Annotated in this window: 18 protein-coding genes; 3 read left to right on the forward strand and 15 right to left on the reverse strand. The window is 70.0% G+C overall.

Features of this window, described 5'->3' with window-relative positions:
- Window positions 1-22: 22 nt before the first annotated feature.
- From lysS to B1818_RS10000, 3 genes are all read right to left on the reverse strand, one after another.
- Complete coding sequence (lysS, locus tag B1818_RS09990) at window positions 23-1,591, reverse strand: lysine--tRNA ligase (RefSeq protein ID WP_139363012.1); 1,569 nt, start codon at window positions 1,589-1,591, stop codon at window positions 23-25.
- Window positions 1,592-1,650: 59 nt separating this feature from the next.
- A complete protein-coding gene (locus tag B1818_RS09995) occupies window positions 1,651-2,133 on the reverse strand; it encodes a hypothetical protein (RefSeq protein WP_078112638.1) in 483 nt (160 codons plus the stop codon).
- Between the two features lie 171 nt (window positions 2,134-2,304).
- On the reverse strand, window positions 2,305-3,447 hold the full coding sequence (locus B1818_RS10000; RefSeq protein ID WP_078112745.1) for an FAD-dependent oxidoreductase: 1,143 nt from the start codon (window positions 3,445-3,447) through the stop codon (window positions 2,305-2,307).
- A gap of 48 nt (window positions 3,448-3,495) precedes the next feature.
- Between B1818_RS10000 and B1818_RS10005 the strand changes: the two genes are divergently transcribed.
- Window positions 3,496-3,999, forward strand: a complete 504-nt coding sequence (locus tag B1818_RS10005) for a TetR/AcrR family transcriptional regulator (RefSeq protein WP_078112746.1) — start codon at window positions 3,496-3,498, stop codon at window positions 3,997-3,999.
- A gap of 10 nt (window positions 4,000-4,009) precedes the next feature.
- On the opposite strand, the gene B1818_RS10010 is transcribed toward B1818_RS10005, so the two are convergent.
- Window positions 4,010-4,975, reverse strand: a complete 966-nt coding sequence (locus tag B1818_RS10010; protein ID WP_078112639.1) for an alpha/beta hydrolase — start codon at window positions 4,973-4,975, stop codon at window positions 4,010-4,012.
- Window positions 4,976-5,035: 60 nt separating this feature from the next.
- Between B1818_RS10010 and B1818_RS10015 the strand changes: the two genes are divergently transcribed.
- Window positions 5,036-5,623 carry a TetR/AcrR family transcriptional regulator gene (locus B1818_RS10015; RefSeq protein ID WP_078112640.1) on the forward strand — a complete coding sequence of 196 codons (588 nt, stop codon included), beginning with the start codon at window positions 5,036-5,038 and terminating at the stop codon, window positions 5,621-5,623.
- A 201-nt stretch (window positions 5,624-5,824) separates the two neighbouring features.
- Here the strand turns inward: B1818_RS10015 and B1818_RS10020 are convergent, their stop codons facing one another.
- The 4 genes from B1818_RS10020 to B1818_RS10035 are packed head-to-tail and all read right to left on the reverse strand — an operon-like array spanning window position 5,825 to window position 9,091.
- On the reverse strand, window positions 5,825-6,628 hold the full coding sequence (locus tag B1818_RS10020) for a type III pantothenate kinase (protein WP_058249901.1): 804 nt from the start codon (window positions 6,626-6,628) through the stop codon (window positions 5,825-5,827).
- A 17-nt stretch (window positions 6,629-6,645) separates the two neighbouring features.
- On the reverse strand, window positions 6,646-7,086 hold the full coding sequence (panD, locus tag B1818_RS10025; protein WP_065629606.1) for an aspartate 1-decarboxylase: 441 nt from the start codon (window positions 7,084-7,086) through the stop codon (window positions 6,646-6,648).
- Between the two features lie 2 nt (window positions 7,087-7,088).
- Window positions 7,089-8,036: a pantoate--beta-alanine ligase gene (gene panC, locus B1818_RS10030; protein WP_078112641.1), complete on the reverse strand. Its 948-nt coding sequence runs from the start codon at window positions 8,034-8,036 to the stop codon at window positions 7,089-7,091.
- A 20-nt stretch (window positions 8,037-8,056) separates the two neighbouring features.
- Window positions 8,057-9,091, reverse strand: coding sequence for a Rossmann-like and DUF2520 domain-containing protein (locus tag B1818_RS10035; protein ID WP_078112642.1), 1,035 nt, complete (start codon window positions 9,089-9,091; stop codon window positions 8,057-8,059).
- A 312-nt stretch (window positions 9,092-9,403) separates the two neighbouring features.
- Here B1818_RS10035 and B1818_RS10040 point away from each other — a divergent pair, with 312 nt between their 5' ends.
- On the forward strand, window positions 9,404-10,816 hold the full coding sequence (locus B1818_RS10040; RefSeq protein WP_078112643.1) for a serine/threonine-protein kinase: 1,413 nt from the start codon (window positions 9,404-9,406) through the stop codon (window positions 10,814-10,816).
- 26 nt (window positions 10,817-10,842) lie between these two features.
- On the opposite strand, the gene B1818_RS10045 is transcribed toward B1818_RS10040, so the two are convergent.
- From B1818_RS10045 to folE, 7 genes are all read right to left on the reverse strand, one after another.
- Window positions 10,843-11,628: a hypothetical protein gene (locus B1818_RS10045; protein WP_078112644.1), complete on the reverse strand. Its 786-nt coding sequence runs from the start codon at window positions 11,626-11,628 to the stop codon at window positions 10,843-10,845.
- A gap of 186 nt (window positions 11,629-11,814) precedes the next feature.
- Window positions 11,815-13,170, reverse strand: a complete 1,356-nt coding sequence (locus tag B1818_RS10050) for a DUF6779 domain-containing protein (RefSeq protein ID WP_078112645.1) — start codon at window positions 13,168-13,170, stop codon at window positions 11,815-11,817.
- A gap of 115 nt (window positions 13,171-13,285) precedes the next feature.
- Complete coding sequence (locus B1818_RS10055) at window positions 13,286-13,801, reverse strand: DUF3180 domain-containing protein (RefSeq protein WP_068971963.1); 516 nt, start codon at window positions 13,799-13,801, stop codon at window positions 13,286-13,288.
- Window positions 13,798-14,316: a 2-amino-4-hydroxy-6-hydroxymethyldihydropteridine diphosphokinase gene (folK, locus tag B1818_RS10060; protein WP_078112646.1), complete on the reverse strand. Its 519-nt coding sequence runs from the start codon at window positions 14,314-14,316 to the stop codon at window positions 13,798-13,800. Before folK ends, B1818_RS10055 begins: the two co-directional genes overlap by 4 nt.
- Complete coding sequence (gene folB, locus B1818_RS10065; protein WP_058249892.1) at window positions 14,313-14,684, reverse strand: dihydroneopterin aldolase; 372 nt, start codon at window positions 14,682-14,684, stop codon at window positions 14,313-14,315. Before folB ends, folK begins: the two co-directional genes overlap by 4 nt.
- Window positions 14,677-15,531 (reverse strand): dihydropteroate synthase, encoded by an 855-nt coding sequence (gene folP / locus B1818_RS10070; protein ID WP_058249969.1) that lies wholly within the window; start codon window positions 15,529-15,531, stop codon window positions 14,677-14,679. The genes folB and folP overlap by 8 nt, the downstream gene beginning before the upstream one ends.
- 50 nt (window positions 15,532-15,581) lie before the next feature.
- Complete coding sequence (gene folE, locus B1818_RS10075; protein ID WP_058249891.1) at window positions 15,582-16,193, reverse strand: GTP cyclohydrolase I FolE; 612 nt, start codon at window positions 16,191-16,193, stop codon at window positions 15,582-15,584.

Consider the following 16,193-nt stretch of genomic DNA (forward strand, 5'->3'; position numbering starts at 1 on the left):
TATCCGCGCTACGAAATCCCGGTCAGGAGCGGGGCTTCACCAGCGGGAACAGGATGGTGTCGCGGATGCCGAGGCCGGTGAGGGCCATCAGCAGGCGGTCGATGCCCATGCCGGTGCCGGTGGTCGGGGGCATGCCGTACTCCATCGCGGCGAGGAACTCCTCGTCGAGGACCATCGCCTCGTCGTCGCCGGCGGCGGCGAGGCGGGCCTGGTCGGCGAAGCGCTCGCGCTGGATGACGGGGTCGACGAGTTCGGAGTATCCGGTCGCCAGCTCGAAGCCGCGAACATAGAGGTCCCACTTCTCCACGACGCCGATCTGCGACCGATGTGCGCGGACGAGTGGCGAGGTCTCGACCGGGAAGTCGCGGACGAAGACCGGGCGGTCCAGCTTCTCGCCGACCATGTGCTCCCAGAGTTCCTCGACGAGCTTGCCGTGCCCGTATCCCTTGTCCTTCGGGATCTCGAGGCCGACGCGCGCCGCGATGGCCAGCAGCTGCTCGACGGTGGTCTCCCCGTCGGCGCCGGCCGGGACGATCTGCTCGCCCAGCGCCTCCGACAGCGACGGGTACATCTCGAGTGCGGTCCACTCGCCCGAGAGGTCGTAGGTGGAACCGTCCGGCATGGTCGGGGTCTGGGTGCCGAGCGCCGCCTGCGAAACCTCTTGCACCAGTTCGCGGATCATGACGGCGGAGTCGTCGTAGGTGCCGTAGGCCTGATAGGTCTCGAGCATCGCGAACTCCGGTGAGTGCGTGGAGTCGGCACCCTCGTTGCGGAAGTTGCGGTTGATCTCGAAGACGCGGTCGATGCCGCCGACCACACAGCGCTTGAGGAACAGCTCCGGTGCGATGCGCAGGAACAGATCGATGTCGAAGGCGTTGGAGTGCGTGACGAACGGTCGCGCGGCCGCCCCACCGTGCAGGGTCTGCAGCATCGGGGTCTCGACCTCGAGGAAACCCCGACGGCCCAGCGCCGCACGGAGTTCGGCGATCACCGAGATCCGGGTGCGGGCGATGCTGCGGGCCTCCGGGCGCATGATGAGGTCGACGTAGCGCTGCCGGACGCGAGTCTCCTCGTTCATGTCCTTGTGCGCGACGGGCAACGGCCGCAACGACTTCGACGCCATCTGCCAGCCGTCGGCCATCACCGAGAGTTCGCCGGTGCGCGAGCTGATGACCTCGCCCGAGATGAACACGATGTCCCCGAGGTCCACCTCGGACTTCCACCGCGCCAGCGCTTCCTCGCCGACGCCGTTGAAGCTGACCATCGCCTGCAGCTGCGTGCCGTCGCCCTCCTGCAGCGTGGCGAAGCACAGCTTGCCTTTGTTGCGCAGGAAGATCACGCGTCCGCTCACGCCGACGTGCTGTCCGGTCTCGGTACCGGCCTCGAGGTCGGGGTAGGCGGCGCGGATCTCACCGAGGCTGTGGGTGCGCGGGATGGCGACCGGGTAGGCCTCGCGACCCTCGGCCAGGATCCGCTCACGCTTCTCGCGGCGGATGCGCAACTGCTCGGGCGTCTGCTCGTCGGTCGCTTCGGGGGTGGCGGTGCTGGTCGGGCTGTCACTCACCCCACGCACCCTATCGGGGCCGGTCATCGACTCCAACTCACTGCCTCGCGGTGACCGCGGACACAACCGGGTCGCGCTGGGCGGGTTCAGCTCTCGTGGGCGGAGATGACGGCGAGGTCGTCGGGCCGAATCCGACCGTTGACCCGTGCCGACCGCATCCGACGGTGCCCGCCGACGACGAACACCGCGCCGTGCACCCCGCGCGCCTGCAGGTGCCAGGCGAGCCATTCGGCCTCGTGCCCGTCCTCGCTGACGAGGATCCATCGTGATTCCGGCCGGGCGACGCGCAGTGAGTCCGGGGTGTCCGGCGTGAGCCGGTCGAGAACCTCGACGGCGTCGATGGCCAGGGCCCCGAACAGTGCGCCGTCGAGCTGACGGCGCCGGTGGGAGCGGACGTCGACGGGGGTGGCACCGCCGGCGACGGCGAACGCGTAGTCCTCGACCCGCAACGACAGCGGCGCAGACGGGGCCGGGGCGACGGTCGGCGGTACAGCGGCAAACACCGAAGCAGGGGCAAACACCGAACCGGTGGAAGAAGGACGAACGGAAGAAGCAACCGAAGCGGTCATGAGAGGGGGTCCTCAGGTGATCGAGATCGAGCGGGGAGCGCGAAGGAGGGCAGCCGCAGACGCGGTACTAGCCCTGACAACACTCCCGACAGCTCGTGATCACGGCGACGAGTATGCCACAGCACACCCGCACCGGCCAGACCCCGACCGACCGAGGTCGTCACACCGACGTCACACTTCCGGCGGCTGCCACCGCTGCACGCGTCGCATCTGCGCGTTCAGGACGGCGTCGGGCGTCATGCGCAGTGCGAGGTCGCGCGCCCAGACCGCGGGGCCGGCACGCAGTTGCCCGACCCTGCCGATCATCGACGCCTGCCGCGCGATCCGCTGGGTCCGCGGGCGTCGGAGCCGGTCGTAGGTGCGCAGCGCCTCGTCGAGGTCACCGCGGCCGTGCCGACGTACCAGCGCGGTCAGGGTGGCCGCGTCCTCCATCGCCTGGTTGGCACCTTGACCCAGGTTCGGGGTCATCGCGTGGGCGGCGTCGCCGACGAGAACACTCGAGCACCCCCGGCCCGCCCTGACGAACGTGGGCAGCGGCTTGGCGAGCTCCTCGATCGGCAGGTACCCGACGGTCGCCGGATCGGTGGCGTCGAGCAGCTCCCCGATCGGTCGATGCCAGCCCGAAAACCGTTGCCGCACTGCATCGAGACCGCCCGCCGTGTCGCCCCCGTCGTCCGACACCGAGGCGAACCAGTAGACATGCCCGTCAGGGAGCGGCGCAATCCCGAAACGCGCCCCACGTCCGGTCGTCTCGCCGGCCGCGTCGACCGACACCGGGGTCGTCGTGATGGCCCGCCACGCCGAGTAGCCACATCGCCGGACGCCCGGGTCCTCGACGACCGCGGCACGCACCCGGCTGCGCAGACCGTCGGCGCCGACGATCAGGTCGCAGTCACCGATCTCGGTGCCGTCGGACAGTCGCACGAGACCGCGGTCGGGCACGGCGTCGTCGACGCCGGAACCCGTCCTGATGTCCACGACGTCGGCCGCGGCGGCAAGGAGGGCCGCGTGGAGATCGGTGCGGCGGACGACGCGCATGTCGGTCAGCGACGCCGGATCGAACCGACTGAGCCATCGCCCGCCCGGTGTCCGCGTTCCGCTCGTCGGCGGGGTCGACGCTGCGGCGTCGCCGAGGACCGACCGCATACCCAATGCGTCGAGTGCGCGGACCCCGTTGGCGAAGATGCTCAGGCCGGCACCCCCGCCGCGCACCTCGGGAGCACGCTCGACGACCGTCACCCGGGCGCCCGTCGACGCCAGTCCGACCGCGGTACACAGGCCGGCGATCCCGGCCCCCACCACGACGACCTTCATGAGACTGTTCTCCACATGGAGAAGAAGCTAGCAGATAAACTTCTCCGCGTGGAGAAATCAGCCAACGGGTCGACGCGTGACCTTCTACTCGACACCGGCATCAGCCTCATCGGCACCGTCGGGAACCGGCAGGCGTCCGCACGTGCGGTCGAAGACGCGTCCGGGATGCCCCACGGGAGCGTTCGGCATCATTTCGGCGGTCAGAGCGGTTTCCTCGCGGCTCTCGTCGAGCATGTGTTCACCGGGGATCGGGCCGCCGAGGGCGAGTCGACCCAGGAGGTGATCGTCCGCTGGTTGGGCAGTGACCGCGTCCGTACCAGGGCGCGGTATGAGCTCATGCTCCTGGCGACACGCGACGAGGACCTGCGACACGCGATGGTCGGGCATCGGGAGCGCTACGTCGACGGACTCGTCGACGCCGGGCTGCCCCGCACCGAGGCCCGGCAACTGGTCGCCGCGCTCGACGGCCTCGTCCTCGACGCGCTCCTGCGGAACTCCGACGGCACCGATGCCGACCACGATCCCACTCCCCTGCTGCGCGCGTTCCGCTGACGATCCGGGGTCACGTCGTCCCGATGAGATCGGCGGCCAGCGCACGGAGGTGTGCCGCGAGCTCGTCGACACCGGGCTGTTCGACCGGGAAGTGCCCGCAGCCGGTCAGCAGATGGATGTCGGCGCGCGCCGCGATCCGTCCCGCGAAGCGCACGCTGACCTCCGGCGGCGTCCAGGAGTCGGCCGCCGGATGGACCAGCAGCACCCGTGGACCCCGGTACTCCTCAGGGGGCGGCACCTCGTGCGTCATCAGGTCCGCCAGGAATCCCAGCGATACCGACGACCCGGCCCCGAGACGGTCGCCGACACAGGCCCGGGACAGGTCCGGGTCGAGACTCATCGCCGACATCGGCGCCACCCAGCGGATCGGGAACCGCATCCGGGCGAGCACCCCGACGCGGGCGAGCACCGGCATCAGCGGGGTGAGGCGACCGAGCGCCGGCGTGCGCGCGACCGCTCGACGCGCATCGGGATCCCCGGCCAGATCGAGCAGGCAGGTCGCGACGACCGCGGCCACCCGTCCGGTCCGGCTCGCGACGTCGTAGGCGAGCATTCCGCCGAGACTCGCCCCCAGCACGATGAGCGGACGCGGATCGTCCTCGGTCTCGGTCGTCACGAGATCGCAGATCAGATCGACCCAGTCCTGGTAGCGGACCCTCCCAGGATCGGCCACCCGCGTGCGTCCGTACTGCGGCAGATCGGGGGCGAGGACCTCGAACCCCTCGTTCGCGAGGATCGCGCCCAGCGGCCAGACCAGGGCACTGTGTCCGCCACCGCCGTGCAGCAGCAACACGCGCAGCGGTGCCGCGCTCCGGCGCGCCCGCAGGATGTGGACGTCGACCTCCCCGCACGCCCGGCCGGAGCTCGACGGCCAGGTCCACCAGGTGGATTCGGCCGCGACCCCGGCGGCGACGGACCGCCACGGCTCGGGCAGGAACCGAAGGTAGGATTCGGGGGTTCCGGATCGGCGGATCATCTATCCATCGTCGAACCGGCGGCGGGACTCCACAACTCGCATTCCCCGAGGATCGATCAGATGCGCAAAAGGCCACGGCAGCAACGCTCTTCGTTCACCGTCGACACGATTCTCGAGGCGGCCACTCAGCTTCTCGACACCGAGGGCGCGGAGATGACGACCAACCGCATCGCCGAGAAGGCCGGGGTGTCGGTGGGCTCGATCTATCAGTACTTCGGCGACAAGCAGGCGATCTTCGACGAACTGGCGCTCCGCCATCTCGACGCGGCCGACGGGGCGATGACGGCCGTCCTCGACGACCACCCGCCCGGTTCGTGCCCGTGGCCGGAGGTGCTGCATGCGGTGATCGCGGTCGCGGTCCGCGAGAACTCGACGCACGGCCGCGCCCACGGGCGTCTGCGCGAACTGGCCGACCCGACACGCCTGGCCACGGAGTACACCACCCTGATCGATTCGCTGATCGACCGGTTGAGCGCTCATCTCCTCGCCGACGGCTGGACGGCGCAGTCCGCGGCCGCCGACCTATGGCTCGCCTTCGCGGCCGTCGACGCCCAGATCCACCAGCTGGCCGGTACCGACGTGACCGCCGGCGAACTGACCGACCGCATCACGGCCTACACCGAGGCAGCACTCCGCGCGCACCGATGACACGCCGAATCCCCGTGCCGCCGTTCGGTTCGCCTAGTGTCCCGGGTCGGAAATTCGTTTCATGAGTTCGGCGGTCCAGGTGGATGCATCGCGAGGCGGCGGAGGACGCAGCTACTGGATGTACCTGCGACGACGCCAACGAAGCGAGGCGCCGCCTGGGCGTCGCAATCATCAACGAATTTCCGGCGCGGGACACTAGATCTACTTCCCGCGACGGGGATTCGCCTTGGCCCGCTCGTGAACCAGACGCAGGCCATCCAGAGTCAGGTGCGGGTGATGATCGGTGAGGGAACGACATTCGTCGAACATCAGCGGCGCGAGAAATCCCGTCGCGACCACCGTCACGTCGTCGCCGTCGAATCCCGGGACAGTGTCGCAGACGCGGTCGACCAACCCGTCCACCTGGCCGGCGAAGCCGTACAGGATGCCGGACTGCAACGCTTCGACGGTGTTCTTGCCGAGCACGCTGCGAGGCGGCATCAGCTCGACCTTCCGCATGGTCACGGTGTGCTCCGACAGCGCCTCGACCGCGAGGTTGACGCCCGGTGCGATGGCCCCGCCGAGGAATTCGCCCGTCGCGGAGACAGCGTCGACGACCGTTGCGGTACCGAACGCGACCACGATGCAGGGTCCGCCGAATTCCGTGTGCGCGGCAAGGCAATTGGCGACCCGGTCGGTGCCGACCTCTTTCGGGTTGTCGACCAGGAGGGGAACCCCGGTCCGCACCCCGGGTTCGAGCAGCACGTGTGGCCCGTTGCCGAAGTAGCGCGGCACCATCACGCGCAGTTCGCGCAGGAGCGACGGAACCGTCGACAGCGCACTCACCCCGGTCACCTGCTCGATGTCGTCGCCGAGCATGCCGCGGAACGCCCACGCCAGTTCGTCGGCGGTGTAATGCGGGTCGGTGTGGATTCGCCAATCACGCACCAGGCGCGCGTGATCCCCGACCCCGGCGTACACGCCGAGATGGATGTTGGTGTTGCCGACGTCGACGGTGAGCAGCATCGAAGGTCGTCGCCGCGTCAGAGCGAGGCGTCGGCGAAGATCGGACCGTCGAGGTGACGCGGGTCGAGCAGGCCCGACCCCGCGGGTACGTCTGCCGGATCGTCGCCCGTGGTCACGATGCGGTTCTGCGCGTCGACGAACACCACGTTCGGCGAGTACTCACGCAGCTCGGCCGCATCGAGCATGCTGTAGGCGATGATGATGACCAGGTCGCCGGGGTGAACGAGATGCGCTGCCGCACCGTTGATCCCGATGACACCACTGCCGCGCTCGCCGGCGATCGCGTAGGTCACCAGCCGGGCGCCGTTGTCGATGTCGACGATCGTGACCTGCTCACCCTCGAGCAGACCCGCGGCGTCGAGCAGATCGGAGTCGATGGTCACCGAGCCGACGTAGTGCAAGTCGGCCTGGGTCACGGTGGCGCGGTGGATCTTCGAGGTCATCATGGTGCGCAACATGGTCATCGTCCCTCTGTCGTGGTTGTGGTGGCATTGGTCCAGGCGATTTCTTCTTCGAGCGCGGCGATCCCGCCGACCGTCACGCCGACGTTGTCGATCAGGCGTGCGCCGCCGAGCCGGGCGGCGACGAGCAGCCGTCCCGCGCCCTTCTCCGGTGGTTCCTCGAGCTGACGCCCGCGCAGGTCCAGGTAGTCGACCTCGATCTCCGGGACCGTGGCGAGCACCGACCGTGCGGCGGCGAGGATGGCTTCGCGTCCGCCTTCGGCCGCGTGGGCCCCCGCGACGAGCGACGCCGAGAGCGTCGTCGCCAGCTCCCGCTGCTCCGGGGTGAGGTAGCGGTTGCGTGACGACATCGCCAGCCCGTCGGACTCGCGGACGGTCGGGACGCCGACGATGTCGACGTCGAGGTTCAGGTCGGTCACCATCTGCTTGATGAGCACCAGCTGCTGATAGTCCTTCTCACCGAAGAACGCCGCATTGGGTCCGACGATGTTGAGCAGCTTGAGGACCACCGTCAGCATCCCGGCGAAGTGTGTCGGCCGCGAGATCCCGTCGAGGATTCGGCCCACCTCGCCCGGGTGCACCGTCGTCCGCGGACCGTTCGGGTACATCGACGACGCGGACGGCGCGAACACCAGCTCGACGCCCAGCGGCTCGAGGAGCGCGAGGTCGGCGTCGAGGGTGCGCGGGTAGGCGTCGAGGTCCTCGCCGGCGCCGAACTGCAACGGGTTGACGAAGATGGACACCACCACCACGGTGTTGCCCTTGGCCTTGGCGGCCCGGACGAGCTGCAGATGGCCGGCGTGCAGGGCACCCATGGTCGGGACGAGCACGACACGTTTGCCCGCGGCCCGCAGCGCGCGGGTGACGCGGCTCAGGGACGCCGGCTCTCGATGCACGGTCATCGTGCCGGCCGAGTAGGTGGGCTGTGCGTCGGACGGGCCGCTCACGCCATCTCCTCCGCTTGATGTCATCGGTCCTCCAATGCGTCGATCAACGCCTGCGGTGCGTGGCTGTGGTCCGCGGCGCGCCGGGCGAGTGTGCGATATGCCTCGGCGATGCCGTGCGGTCCCGGGCCGGCGGGGACGGTGCGCAGCGCCGCCAGGTGTCGGGCGACCGCGGGCGCGTCACCGCGGGCGACGGGCCCGGTCAGCGCCGATGGGCCGAGTTCCAGCCCGTTTCGCAGCGACGCCGCGGCCAACGGCCCGAGGATGCGTTCGGCGAGGCGGTTACCGTGTCCGTCGACGGTCGCGGTGTCACGGCCGGAGTGGTCGATGGCGGCGTTGAGTGCGAGGACCGCGTCGGAGATCAAGGCGATCAGGTGGTTGGCGCCGTGGGCCAGTGCGGCGTGGTAGAGCGTGCGCTCGGCTTCGGCGATCCGCACCGGGTCACCGCCCATTTCCAGCACCAGCGACGACGCGATGGCCTCGCCGACCGCATCGGCGGCGGTGATGGCGAAACAGGCGTTGGTGAGGCGCGCGGTGTCGTCCTCCGAACCCACGAACGTCATCGCCGGATGCAGTGCGATCCCCAGTGCACCGCGGTCGGTCAGCGGTTGCAGCACGGCCACCCCGTGCGCGCCCGCGGTGTGCGCGACGATCGTCCCCGGACGGAGCGAGTCGGACGCCGCGATCTCGTCGACCACGGCGGCGAGCTCGGAGTCGGGCACGCTGACCAGCAGCAACTCGGATCGCGCGACGACCGCGTCGAGGTCGAGGACCTCGGAATCGGGGAGTCGACTCACCGCGCGGGCCCGGGACTCGGGCGACCGCGCCACCACGGCTCCGACCACATGCCCGGCCTTCTCGAGCGCCTCGCCCAGAGCGGTCCCGACGCGGCCGGCGGACACGAGGCCGACGGTGAGGCGAGCGGGCGTCGGCAGATTCGTCATGCCGGGGAAAGGGTCGGTGAGACCGGAACGGAGGTGCGAGCCATCGCCGAAGGCGTCATCGCCACCGGTTCGCCGTGCCGATGGCATACCGGCATCACCGCTCGGTGAGGTCACCGCTGTCCTCCAGAGTGTCGTTCCAGTCCCGCATCTGCCGAGACGTCCGTCGGATGAGCGGACTCATCGCGGCGGCGTCGGCACGGGTACCAGACGTTGCAGAGCAAGAGTAGGTCCGACACCGCGGCCGGTGCCAACGTCTGTGACAGGTGTCACCTCGAGGTTGTCCGGTCGATCCGCCGGTCGTGCCGACCGATCCACCGAACCACCGGTGACCTGCGCCGACGCGGCGTAGTCTGAGACAGCCGCAGTCCGCCAAGGTTTGCCGGCCCGGACGACATCGACACACCCGCGCACACGAAGGTCCCGCCCATGAGCTTGGAACCGGGCACAGAGTTCGCCGGTTACCGGGTCGTGCGCAGGATCGGTGCGGGCGGGATGGGTGAGGTGTACCTCGTCCGCCATCCCCGGCTCCCGCGCCATGACGTGATCAAGGTCCTCGCCGAGCAGGTGTCGAACGATCCGATCTTCCGAGCCCGGTTCACCCGCGAGGCCGACCTCGCCGCCCAGCTGAACCACCCGTGCATCGTCAGTGTCTACGACCGGGGCGAAGTGGACGGACGACTCTGGATCTCGATGCAGTACGTGCCCGGCACGGACGCCGCGGCATTGCTCGCCACCAGCCCCGGCGGGCTCCCGCTCGCCGACGTCGCGGCCGTGGGCGACGCGATCGGCGCGGCGCTCGATCACGCGCACCGCTCCGGACTGCTCCACCGCGACGTCAAACCGGCGAACATCCTGATCAGCCCCGAGGAGTCCGATCCGCGACTCCCCCAGCACGTCACGCGCCGGCGTATCCGGCTGGCGGACTTCGGGATAGCGCGTCCGACCGACGGTGGTGCCACCTCGCTCACCTCGACGGATCTCGTCATCGGCTCATTCCCCTTTTCGTCACCCGAACAGCTCTCGGCCGAGACCCTCGATGCCCGCAGCGACGTCTACTCACTGGCCTGCAGCGTCTTCGAATTGATCGCGGGCACAGTGCCGTTCGCCGCACGGACGCCCGCCATGATGATCCACCACCACCTCAGCACCCCGCCCCCGGAGCTGTCCGACCTCCGGCCCGACGTGCCGCCGGCGGTGTCCGACGTGGTGCGCTCCGGTCTCGCAAAGAACCGGACGGACCGTCCGTCGTCGGCGGGGGCCTTTGCCGCCGAACTCCGTTCGGCGATCGACTCGACGGTGTTCGCCCCGGCGCCACCGCGGCCGGAGCGCACCGTGCGCGGCCACGCCGCGGCGGCACCGATGTCCGGTCCACCGATGTCCCGACCCGCACCGCGGGCGCTGCCCCCGACCGCCTTCGCACCCACTGCTGCGATCCCGGTCGCCGGTGCCACCCGGCCGGGGGACGACGGCTCTCGGCCCACCATCGCACGGGGCGCGACGGCATACTCCGGACTCCCCGGACACGCTGTCCCCCAGCATGATCCCGGGTCGTCGACGGTCCGCGCCTCGCGCGATCTACCGGTGCTGGACCCACCTCGGCCCGGCCCGGGTGCGACCCGGCGGACCACCGCGTCGCTCGCATGCGGTGTGGCGGCGATCCCGTTGAGCGTCGTCGGCGGACTGGGCCTGCCGGTCGGCGTGGCCGGCTGGTATCTCGCCGGCCGTGGTCAGCCGGGTTCGGCCGGGCGGTTCGCCCGCATGCTGTGCGTCTTGGGCGTCGTGCTGAGCCTGGGGTTCATCGCGTTCACCGTCGGACGCGCCGTGGCGATGCAGTTCTGACTTCGACGTCGTCGCAACGGATTTCGTCAGCGCCAGCTCCCCGGCCGGGACTTCTGCGGCTCACGCGCCTGCCTGGACAACGCGCCGAACACGGCGTCGACCACCCACAGGGTCAGGATCCCCGCCACGATGTCGACCACGTCGTCGAACGGTGAACGGAATCTCGGCGAGAACGGGTCCAGTACCTGCGAGGCCGGGACGTCGAGGAGTCTCCCGGTGCCGTCGACGATCGCGTCGACCGGGTTCGACGCCCAGCCCTCATAGGCGTTGATCGCCAGCAGGGTGATGACCGGAATGGCCAGCACCCACCAGAATCCACGACGACGCGCGACCGACCACGCCACGATCAGCATCACGACGAAGGCGGGCATGTGCTCCGAACAGAACGTGAGCACGGGGTAGTCTCCCGATCGCACCAGGACCGGGACCTGACCACCCCAGAATCCGAGTGCCCCGACCGCGCCGATCACCACCGCGATCCCCGACCGCATCGGATTACGAGCCCAGATCCCCAGCACGAGAACCATGTACAGCGGCATCAGAGCCGTCAGCGACCAGATGAGCAACAGGCTCGCCTCGGGACCGTTGGCCTGGAGGTTCGCGTGGTACTCGGGGAACGGGGTGCCGTCGAGCGGGTCGAAGGTGAAGAGCCACAACACCGTCGGCCACCACGCGATGACCGGCAAGAACACCGCGGTGCTCACCAGCGACTGCCTGACCGCGTTCCCGCGCTCGGTATGGCGGATCGCGGCCATCGACGGATCGGACCCCGGCCCGAGACCGAACTCCCCACCCGCGAGCGTCTCGCTCATACGGGAATACTAGGGCGATCGTCCAACTCGTATCGGCGAATCCGCGGCAACGCCGCAGATGCACCCGGACGGATGACACGGGCGTCGGACCGCAACCCGGCAGTGTCGCAAGCAGCCGGGCCCGCCCGGGGTCGCAAGCAGCCGGGCCCGCCCGGGGTCGCAAGCGGCCGGGCCCGCCCGGGCGGATCAGCCGTTCCGTCGGCGCCGTCCGCCGCCGGTGGACTCGGTCTGTGACCGCAGCTGGCTCAGGAGTTCGGAGACGGGCAACCCCGCCGAGTGTGCCGATTCCGCGTCGTCGGCGACCGCACGGCGTCGACGACCACCGCCGAAGGACTCCGCGGGCCGACCGCCCGGCTGATTCTCGTGTCGTCCAGCGGACCCGAGGAAGGGCGGGGGCTCCACGTCGTCGGAAGCATCCGCGCCGTCCGGGGTCTCATCGCTCTCGGGTGCTTCGCCCGACGCCGCCCGGGTCGACCATTCGTCGGTCGGGGTGTCGTCGGTGTAGAGCGGTTGATTCGCGTCCGCGACCGGCGACTGCGATCCCGGGCCTCGGGTATCCGACGCGTCGGCATCGCTTCCGAGGTAGAAGCCCCCGGAGAACGGCACGGACGCGGACTCTCCGGCGCCGGTTGACGCACCACTGTCCGCACCCGAGGTCTCGCCGCCCGCGGTGGCTTCCGTGCCGTCGGCGTGATCGGTGTCGACGATCTCGGCGTCGGAGACGCCTGAGTCGGACGTCCTCCCGGACGTCCCCGTCGCGGCAGCGGGTTCGGCCGGCGCGCTCGTCGCCGCGGGCTCGTCGGGCGATACCTCGGTGGCGATGCGGCCCGAGATCGGGTCGTCGGTGACGACCGGGATCACCTCGGTCATCTCGTTGGGATCGACCGGTCCCGTATGCCTGCCGTCGTCCGCGGTCGGAGCCGTCGCCGCGAAGTCGCGCGCGGCGAGCACCCCGTCGTCGGCGTAGGTGGCGCCGTAGGACGACACGCCACCGAGATCACCGGAGAAGCCACCGCCGTAGGGTGCACCGGATCGACGACCCGCGCGTGATTCGTCGTTCAGGCCCGAGGCCAGTTCGCGCATCTTCTCACTCGACAGGGCGACCCGCTGATCCGGGAGCGGTTCACCGAGGAGCATCTCCAGGCTGGAACGCAACGCCAGCACCTGGGCCTTGAGCTCGGAGAGTTCTTCGTTCGACTCGGCGGTGACCTCTTTGCGGATGGTCGTCTCGACATCGAGTTCGTACTGCCGACGCGCGGCGATCTCGCGTTCCAGCTGCAGTTCGTAGACCAACCGGAGGTCACGGCTCTTCGCCTCGGCGCTCTCGGCCTGTCGACGGAACTTCGTCACCAGGATCGCGCCGATGACGGCCGCCCACAACGCCGCGATGACTGCCAGCGAGCCGGTGATCGACAACCTGTCGGTGAAGACCATCAGGATGCTGGCGATCAATGCGAGCACGATCAAGAGGCCGAGCAACCACTGAGCCGTCGACCGACTCGAGCGGCGCGAGTCGGCGGCACGGCCGTTCGAGGTCGTCATGATCGTGAATTTACCCGCTGTGAGTGCATTCGGACGGCAGGCGGGTGCGGAGTTTCTCCGATAGTCGACATGTTAGGCGACGAGTGCGCGGGGCGTCCGACACTCGCCCCGACCCTCACGGACCGCCGACGGCGGACGGATCGTCGGGTGCTCGGCAGCAGTACTCGAGCCACAGCGCGGCACCGACGAGGACCACCCCGCCGATCAGTCCGACGATCGCGCCCGGCCGGTCGTGGTCGGCAGCGGCCAGATCGTGTTGGCCGAGCAGGAAGGCCAGCAGACCCAGCCACACCCCGACGGCGATGGCGCCGAGGATCGCAGAAGCCTTGGCCAGGGCCAGCACTCGCGCGGCCGTGAGTGGATGGAGCTGTCCCCGCGCGCGACCGACATCCCGCGAATCGACCCGGGAACGGACGACGAAGGCGATGACGATCTCGAGTGCGGCAAGCACATACAGCACCACACCGGCGAGCAACGGCAGCGGCGGGAAATCGGAGTAGTTGTACCGCACCAGGATCCACGCGACGATCGCCGTGACCGCCGCGATGACGGCGAGATCGCGGACCCGGGTGGGACCGAGACCGGTCTCCTCGTCGTCCTGATCCGGCCGGCGCGGATCCGGCGCGGTCACGACTCGACCCCGGTCAGGCGGCCGACCGGACGCACCGCGTCCCGCTCTGCGGCGTCGAGCCCGGCCACGAGGTCGGACACCGCGCGCGTACCGTCCGGGGTCCAGAGGATGGCATCGGGTTCGATCTCGAGCCACGGGACGAGGACGAAAGCCCGTTGCGCGGCACGGGGATGGGGCAGTGTCAGGTCCGGGTCCCCGGACACGACGACCTGGCCGGACTCGGACACGGTGACGACGTCGACGTCGAGAGTTCGCGGCCCCCAGCGGATCTCGCGCGTCCGATCGGCGGCCCGCTCGAGTTCGAATCCGCGCTGGAGCCACCCGCGCGCATCATGCGGGCCGTCGACGACGAGCGTGATGTTGCGGAAGTCCTCCTGCTCGACCCCGCCCCACGGCGGCGTCGAATAGACCGCGGACACCGCGACCAGGTCGTCGGCGAAAGCCTCGACGACCGAACGCAGGTGCGCGGTCGGGTCACCGATGTTGGAACCGGCCGAGAGCACCGCGCGGCTCATCGCGTCCCCTTGCGGGAACGTCTGGTCACCACCGCGACGTCGTCGAAGGTCAGTGGGATCGGCGCCGACGGCTTGTGCACGGTCACCTCGCAGGCATCGATGCGCTCGTCGGTCATGATCGACTCCGCGACCTCGGCCCCCACCTTCTCGATGAGGTTGCGCGGTTCGCCCCCGACGATGCCGGCGACCTGCTGCGCGAGCGTGCCGTAGTCGACGGTGTCGGCGAGGTCGTCGGACTCGCCGGCGGCCCGTAGGTCCAGCCAGAGCACGACGTCGATGTAGAAGTCCTGGCCGTCGGCCCGTTCATGGTCGAACACACCGTGATTGCCGCGCACCTTGAGGCCGCGCAGTTCGATCCGGTCAGCCATTCGAGTCTCCTACCGAGGACGAGGTTCGGGAACCGCCGGTGCGCCAGGCCGCCGCGACCGCGACCGCGTCGCGACTGCTCGCGACGTCGTGGACGCGCACCCCCCACGCGCCCGCGGCGGCGGACAGCGCCGAGACCGACGCGGTGGCGACATCACGTCCGGCGGGCGGCCGATCCGCACCGTCGCGACGCAGCAGCGACCCGAGGAAGCGTTTGCGGGAGGCTCCGACCAGCACCGGGAAGCCGAGCCCGGTGATGGTGGGCAATGCGTTGAGCAGGGCCCAGTTGTGCTCGGCGGTCTTGGCGAAGCCCAGCCCCGGATCCAGGATGAGGCGGTCGGCGTCGACGCCGGCCGACACCGCCGCGTCGACCTGGGCCAGCAGTTCCCCACTCACCTCGGCGACCACGTCCCGGTACCCGTCGACGTCTCCACTGCGGTGCGTGAACCGCCGGTCCGTGCTGTCCCCGGCCGGGCGCCAGTGCATCAGGATCCACGGCAATCCCGCGTCCGCGACGACCCGCGCCATGTCGGCGTCGGCACGCCCGCCGGACACGTCATTGACGATCGCGGCGCCGGCCCGGATCGCGGCGGCCGCGACCGGGGCGCGCATCGTGTCGACCGACACGGTCACCCCGCGCGCGGCGAGTTCGCCGATCACCGGGACCACGCGCTCCGCCTCGAGACCGGGGTCGACCCGGACCGCGCCGGGCCGGGTCGATTCGCCACCCACGTCGATGAGGTCGGCACCCTGCTCGATGAGTTCGAGCCCATGCGCGATGGCCGCATCGGCGTCGAGGTAGCGACCGCCGTCGGAGAAGGAGTCGGCGGTGACGTTGAGGACGCCCATCACGAGAGTCCGGTGCACACCGCCGCCGGCGGGGACTGCGTGCGCCTGCGTCACCGGGTGATCAGGTCGAGGGCTTCGCCGCGGGACACCGCACTGGTCTTGAAGATGCCGCGCACCGCCGACGTGGTGGTCGTCGCGCCGGGTTTGCGGATACCGCGCATGGCCATGCACAGGTGCTCGGCCTCGATCACCACGATCACCCCGCGGGGCTCGAGTCTGCGCATCATCGCGTCGGCGATCTGGCTGGTGAGCCGCTCCTGGACCTGCGGACGCTTCGCGTACAGGTCGACCAGGCGCGCCAACTTGGACAGCCCGGTCACCCGGCCCGAGGTGCCGGGGATGTAGCCGACGTGGGCGACACCGTGGAACGACACCAGGTGATGCTCGCAGGTGGAGTACATCGGGATGTCCTTCACCAGCACCAGCTCGTCGTGGTCCTCGTCGAACGTCGTGGCGAGGACCTCATCGGGCTCGGTGTACAAGCCGGCGAACATCTCCCGGTAGGCGTTCGCCACCCGCGTGGGCGTCCGGATCAGACCTTCCCGATCCGGGTCCTCGCCGACGGCGAGCAGCAACTCGCGGACCGCAGCTTCGGCGCGTGCCTGGTCGAAGTCGGACCGGGGTCCCTCGAGTACGGCGTCCCGCCGCTCGCTGATACTCAT

Source organism: Gordonia sp. IITR100, assembly GCF_002009645.1.
Classification (GTDB): domain Bacteria; phylum Actinomycetota; class Actinomycetes; order Mycobacteriales; family Mycobacteriaceae; genus Gordonia; species Gordonia hongkongensis.

Bases quoted from the DNA above. Each gene is read 5' to 3' on its own strand.
- B1818_RS10015 (WP_078112640.1), top strand. From the start codon at position 5,036: ATGCGCAAAAGGCCACGGCAGCAACGCTCTTCGTTCACCGTCGACACG.
- folB (WP_058249892.1), bottom strand. From the start codon at position 14,684: ATGGCTGACCGGATCGAACTGCGCGGCCTCAAGGTGCGCGGCAATCAC.
- folK (WP_078112646.1), bottom strand. From the start codon at position 14,316: ATGAGCCGCGCGGTGCTCTCGGCCGGTTCCAACATCGGTGACCCGACC.
- folE (WP_058249891.1), bottom strand. From the start codon at position 16,193: ATGAGTATCAGCGAGCGGCGGGACGCCGTACTCGAGGGACCCCGGTCC.
- B1818_RS10040 (WP_078112643.1), top strand. From the start codon at position 9,404: ATGAGCTTGGAACCGGGCACAGAGTTCGCCGGTTACCGGGTCGTGCGC.
- B1818_RS10010 (WP_078112639.1), bottom strand. From the start codon at position 4,975: ATGATCCGCCGATCCGGAACCCCCGAATCCTACCTTCGGTTCCTGCCC.
- B1818_RS10000 (WP_078112745.1), bottom strand. From the start codon at position 3,447: ATGAAGGTCGTCGTGGTGGGGGCCGGGATCGCCGGCCTGTGTACCGCG.
- B1818_RS10045 (WP_078112644.1), bottom strand. From the start codon at position 11,628: ATGAGCGAGACGCTCGCGGGTGGGGAGTTCGGTCTCGGGCCGGGGTCC.
- B1818_RS10020 (WP_058249901.1), bottom strand. From the start codon at position 6,628: ATGCTGCTCACCGTCGACGTCGGCAACACCAACATCCATCTCGGCGTG.
- panD (WP_065629606.1), bottom strand. From the start codon at position 7,086: ATGTTGCGCACCATGATGACCTCGAAGATCCACCGCGCCACCGTGACC.
- B1818_RS10050 (WP_078112645.1), bottom strand. From the start codon at position 13,170: ATGACGACCTCGAACGGCCGTGCCGCCGACTCGCGCCGCTCGAGTCGG.
- lysS (WP_139363012.1), bottom strand. From the start codon at position 1,591: ATGACCGGCCCCGATAGGGTGCGTGGGGTGAGTGACAGCCCGACCAGC.
- B1818_RS09995 (WP_078112638.1), bottom strand. From the start codon at position 2,133: ATGACCGCTTCGGTTGCTTCTTCCGTTCGTCCTTCTTCCACCGGTTCG.
- folP (WP_058249969.1), bottom strand. From the start codon at position 15,531: ATGGGCGTCCTCAACGTCACCGCCGACTCCTTCTCCGACGGCGGTCGC.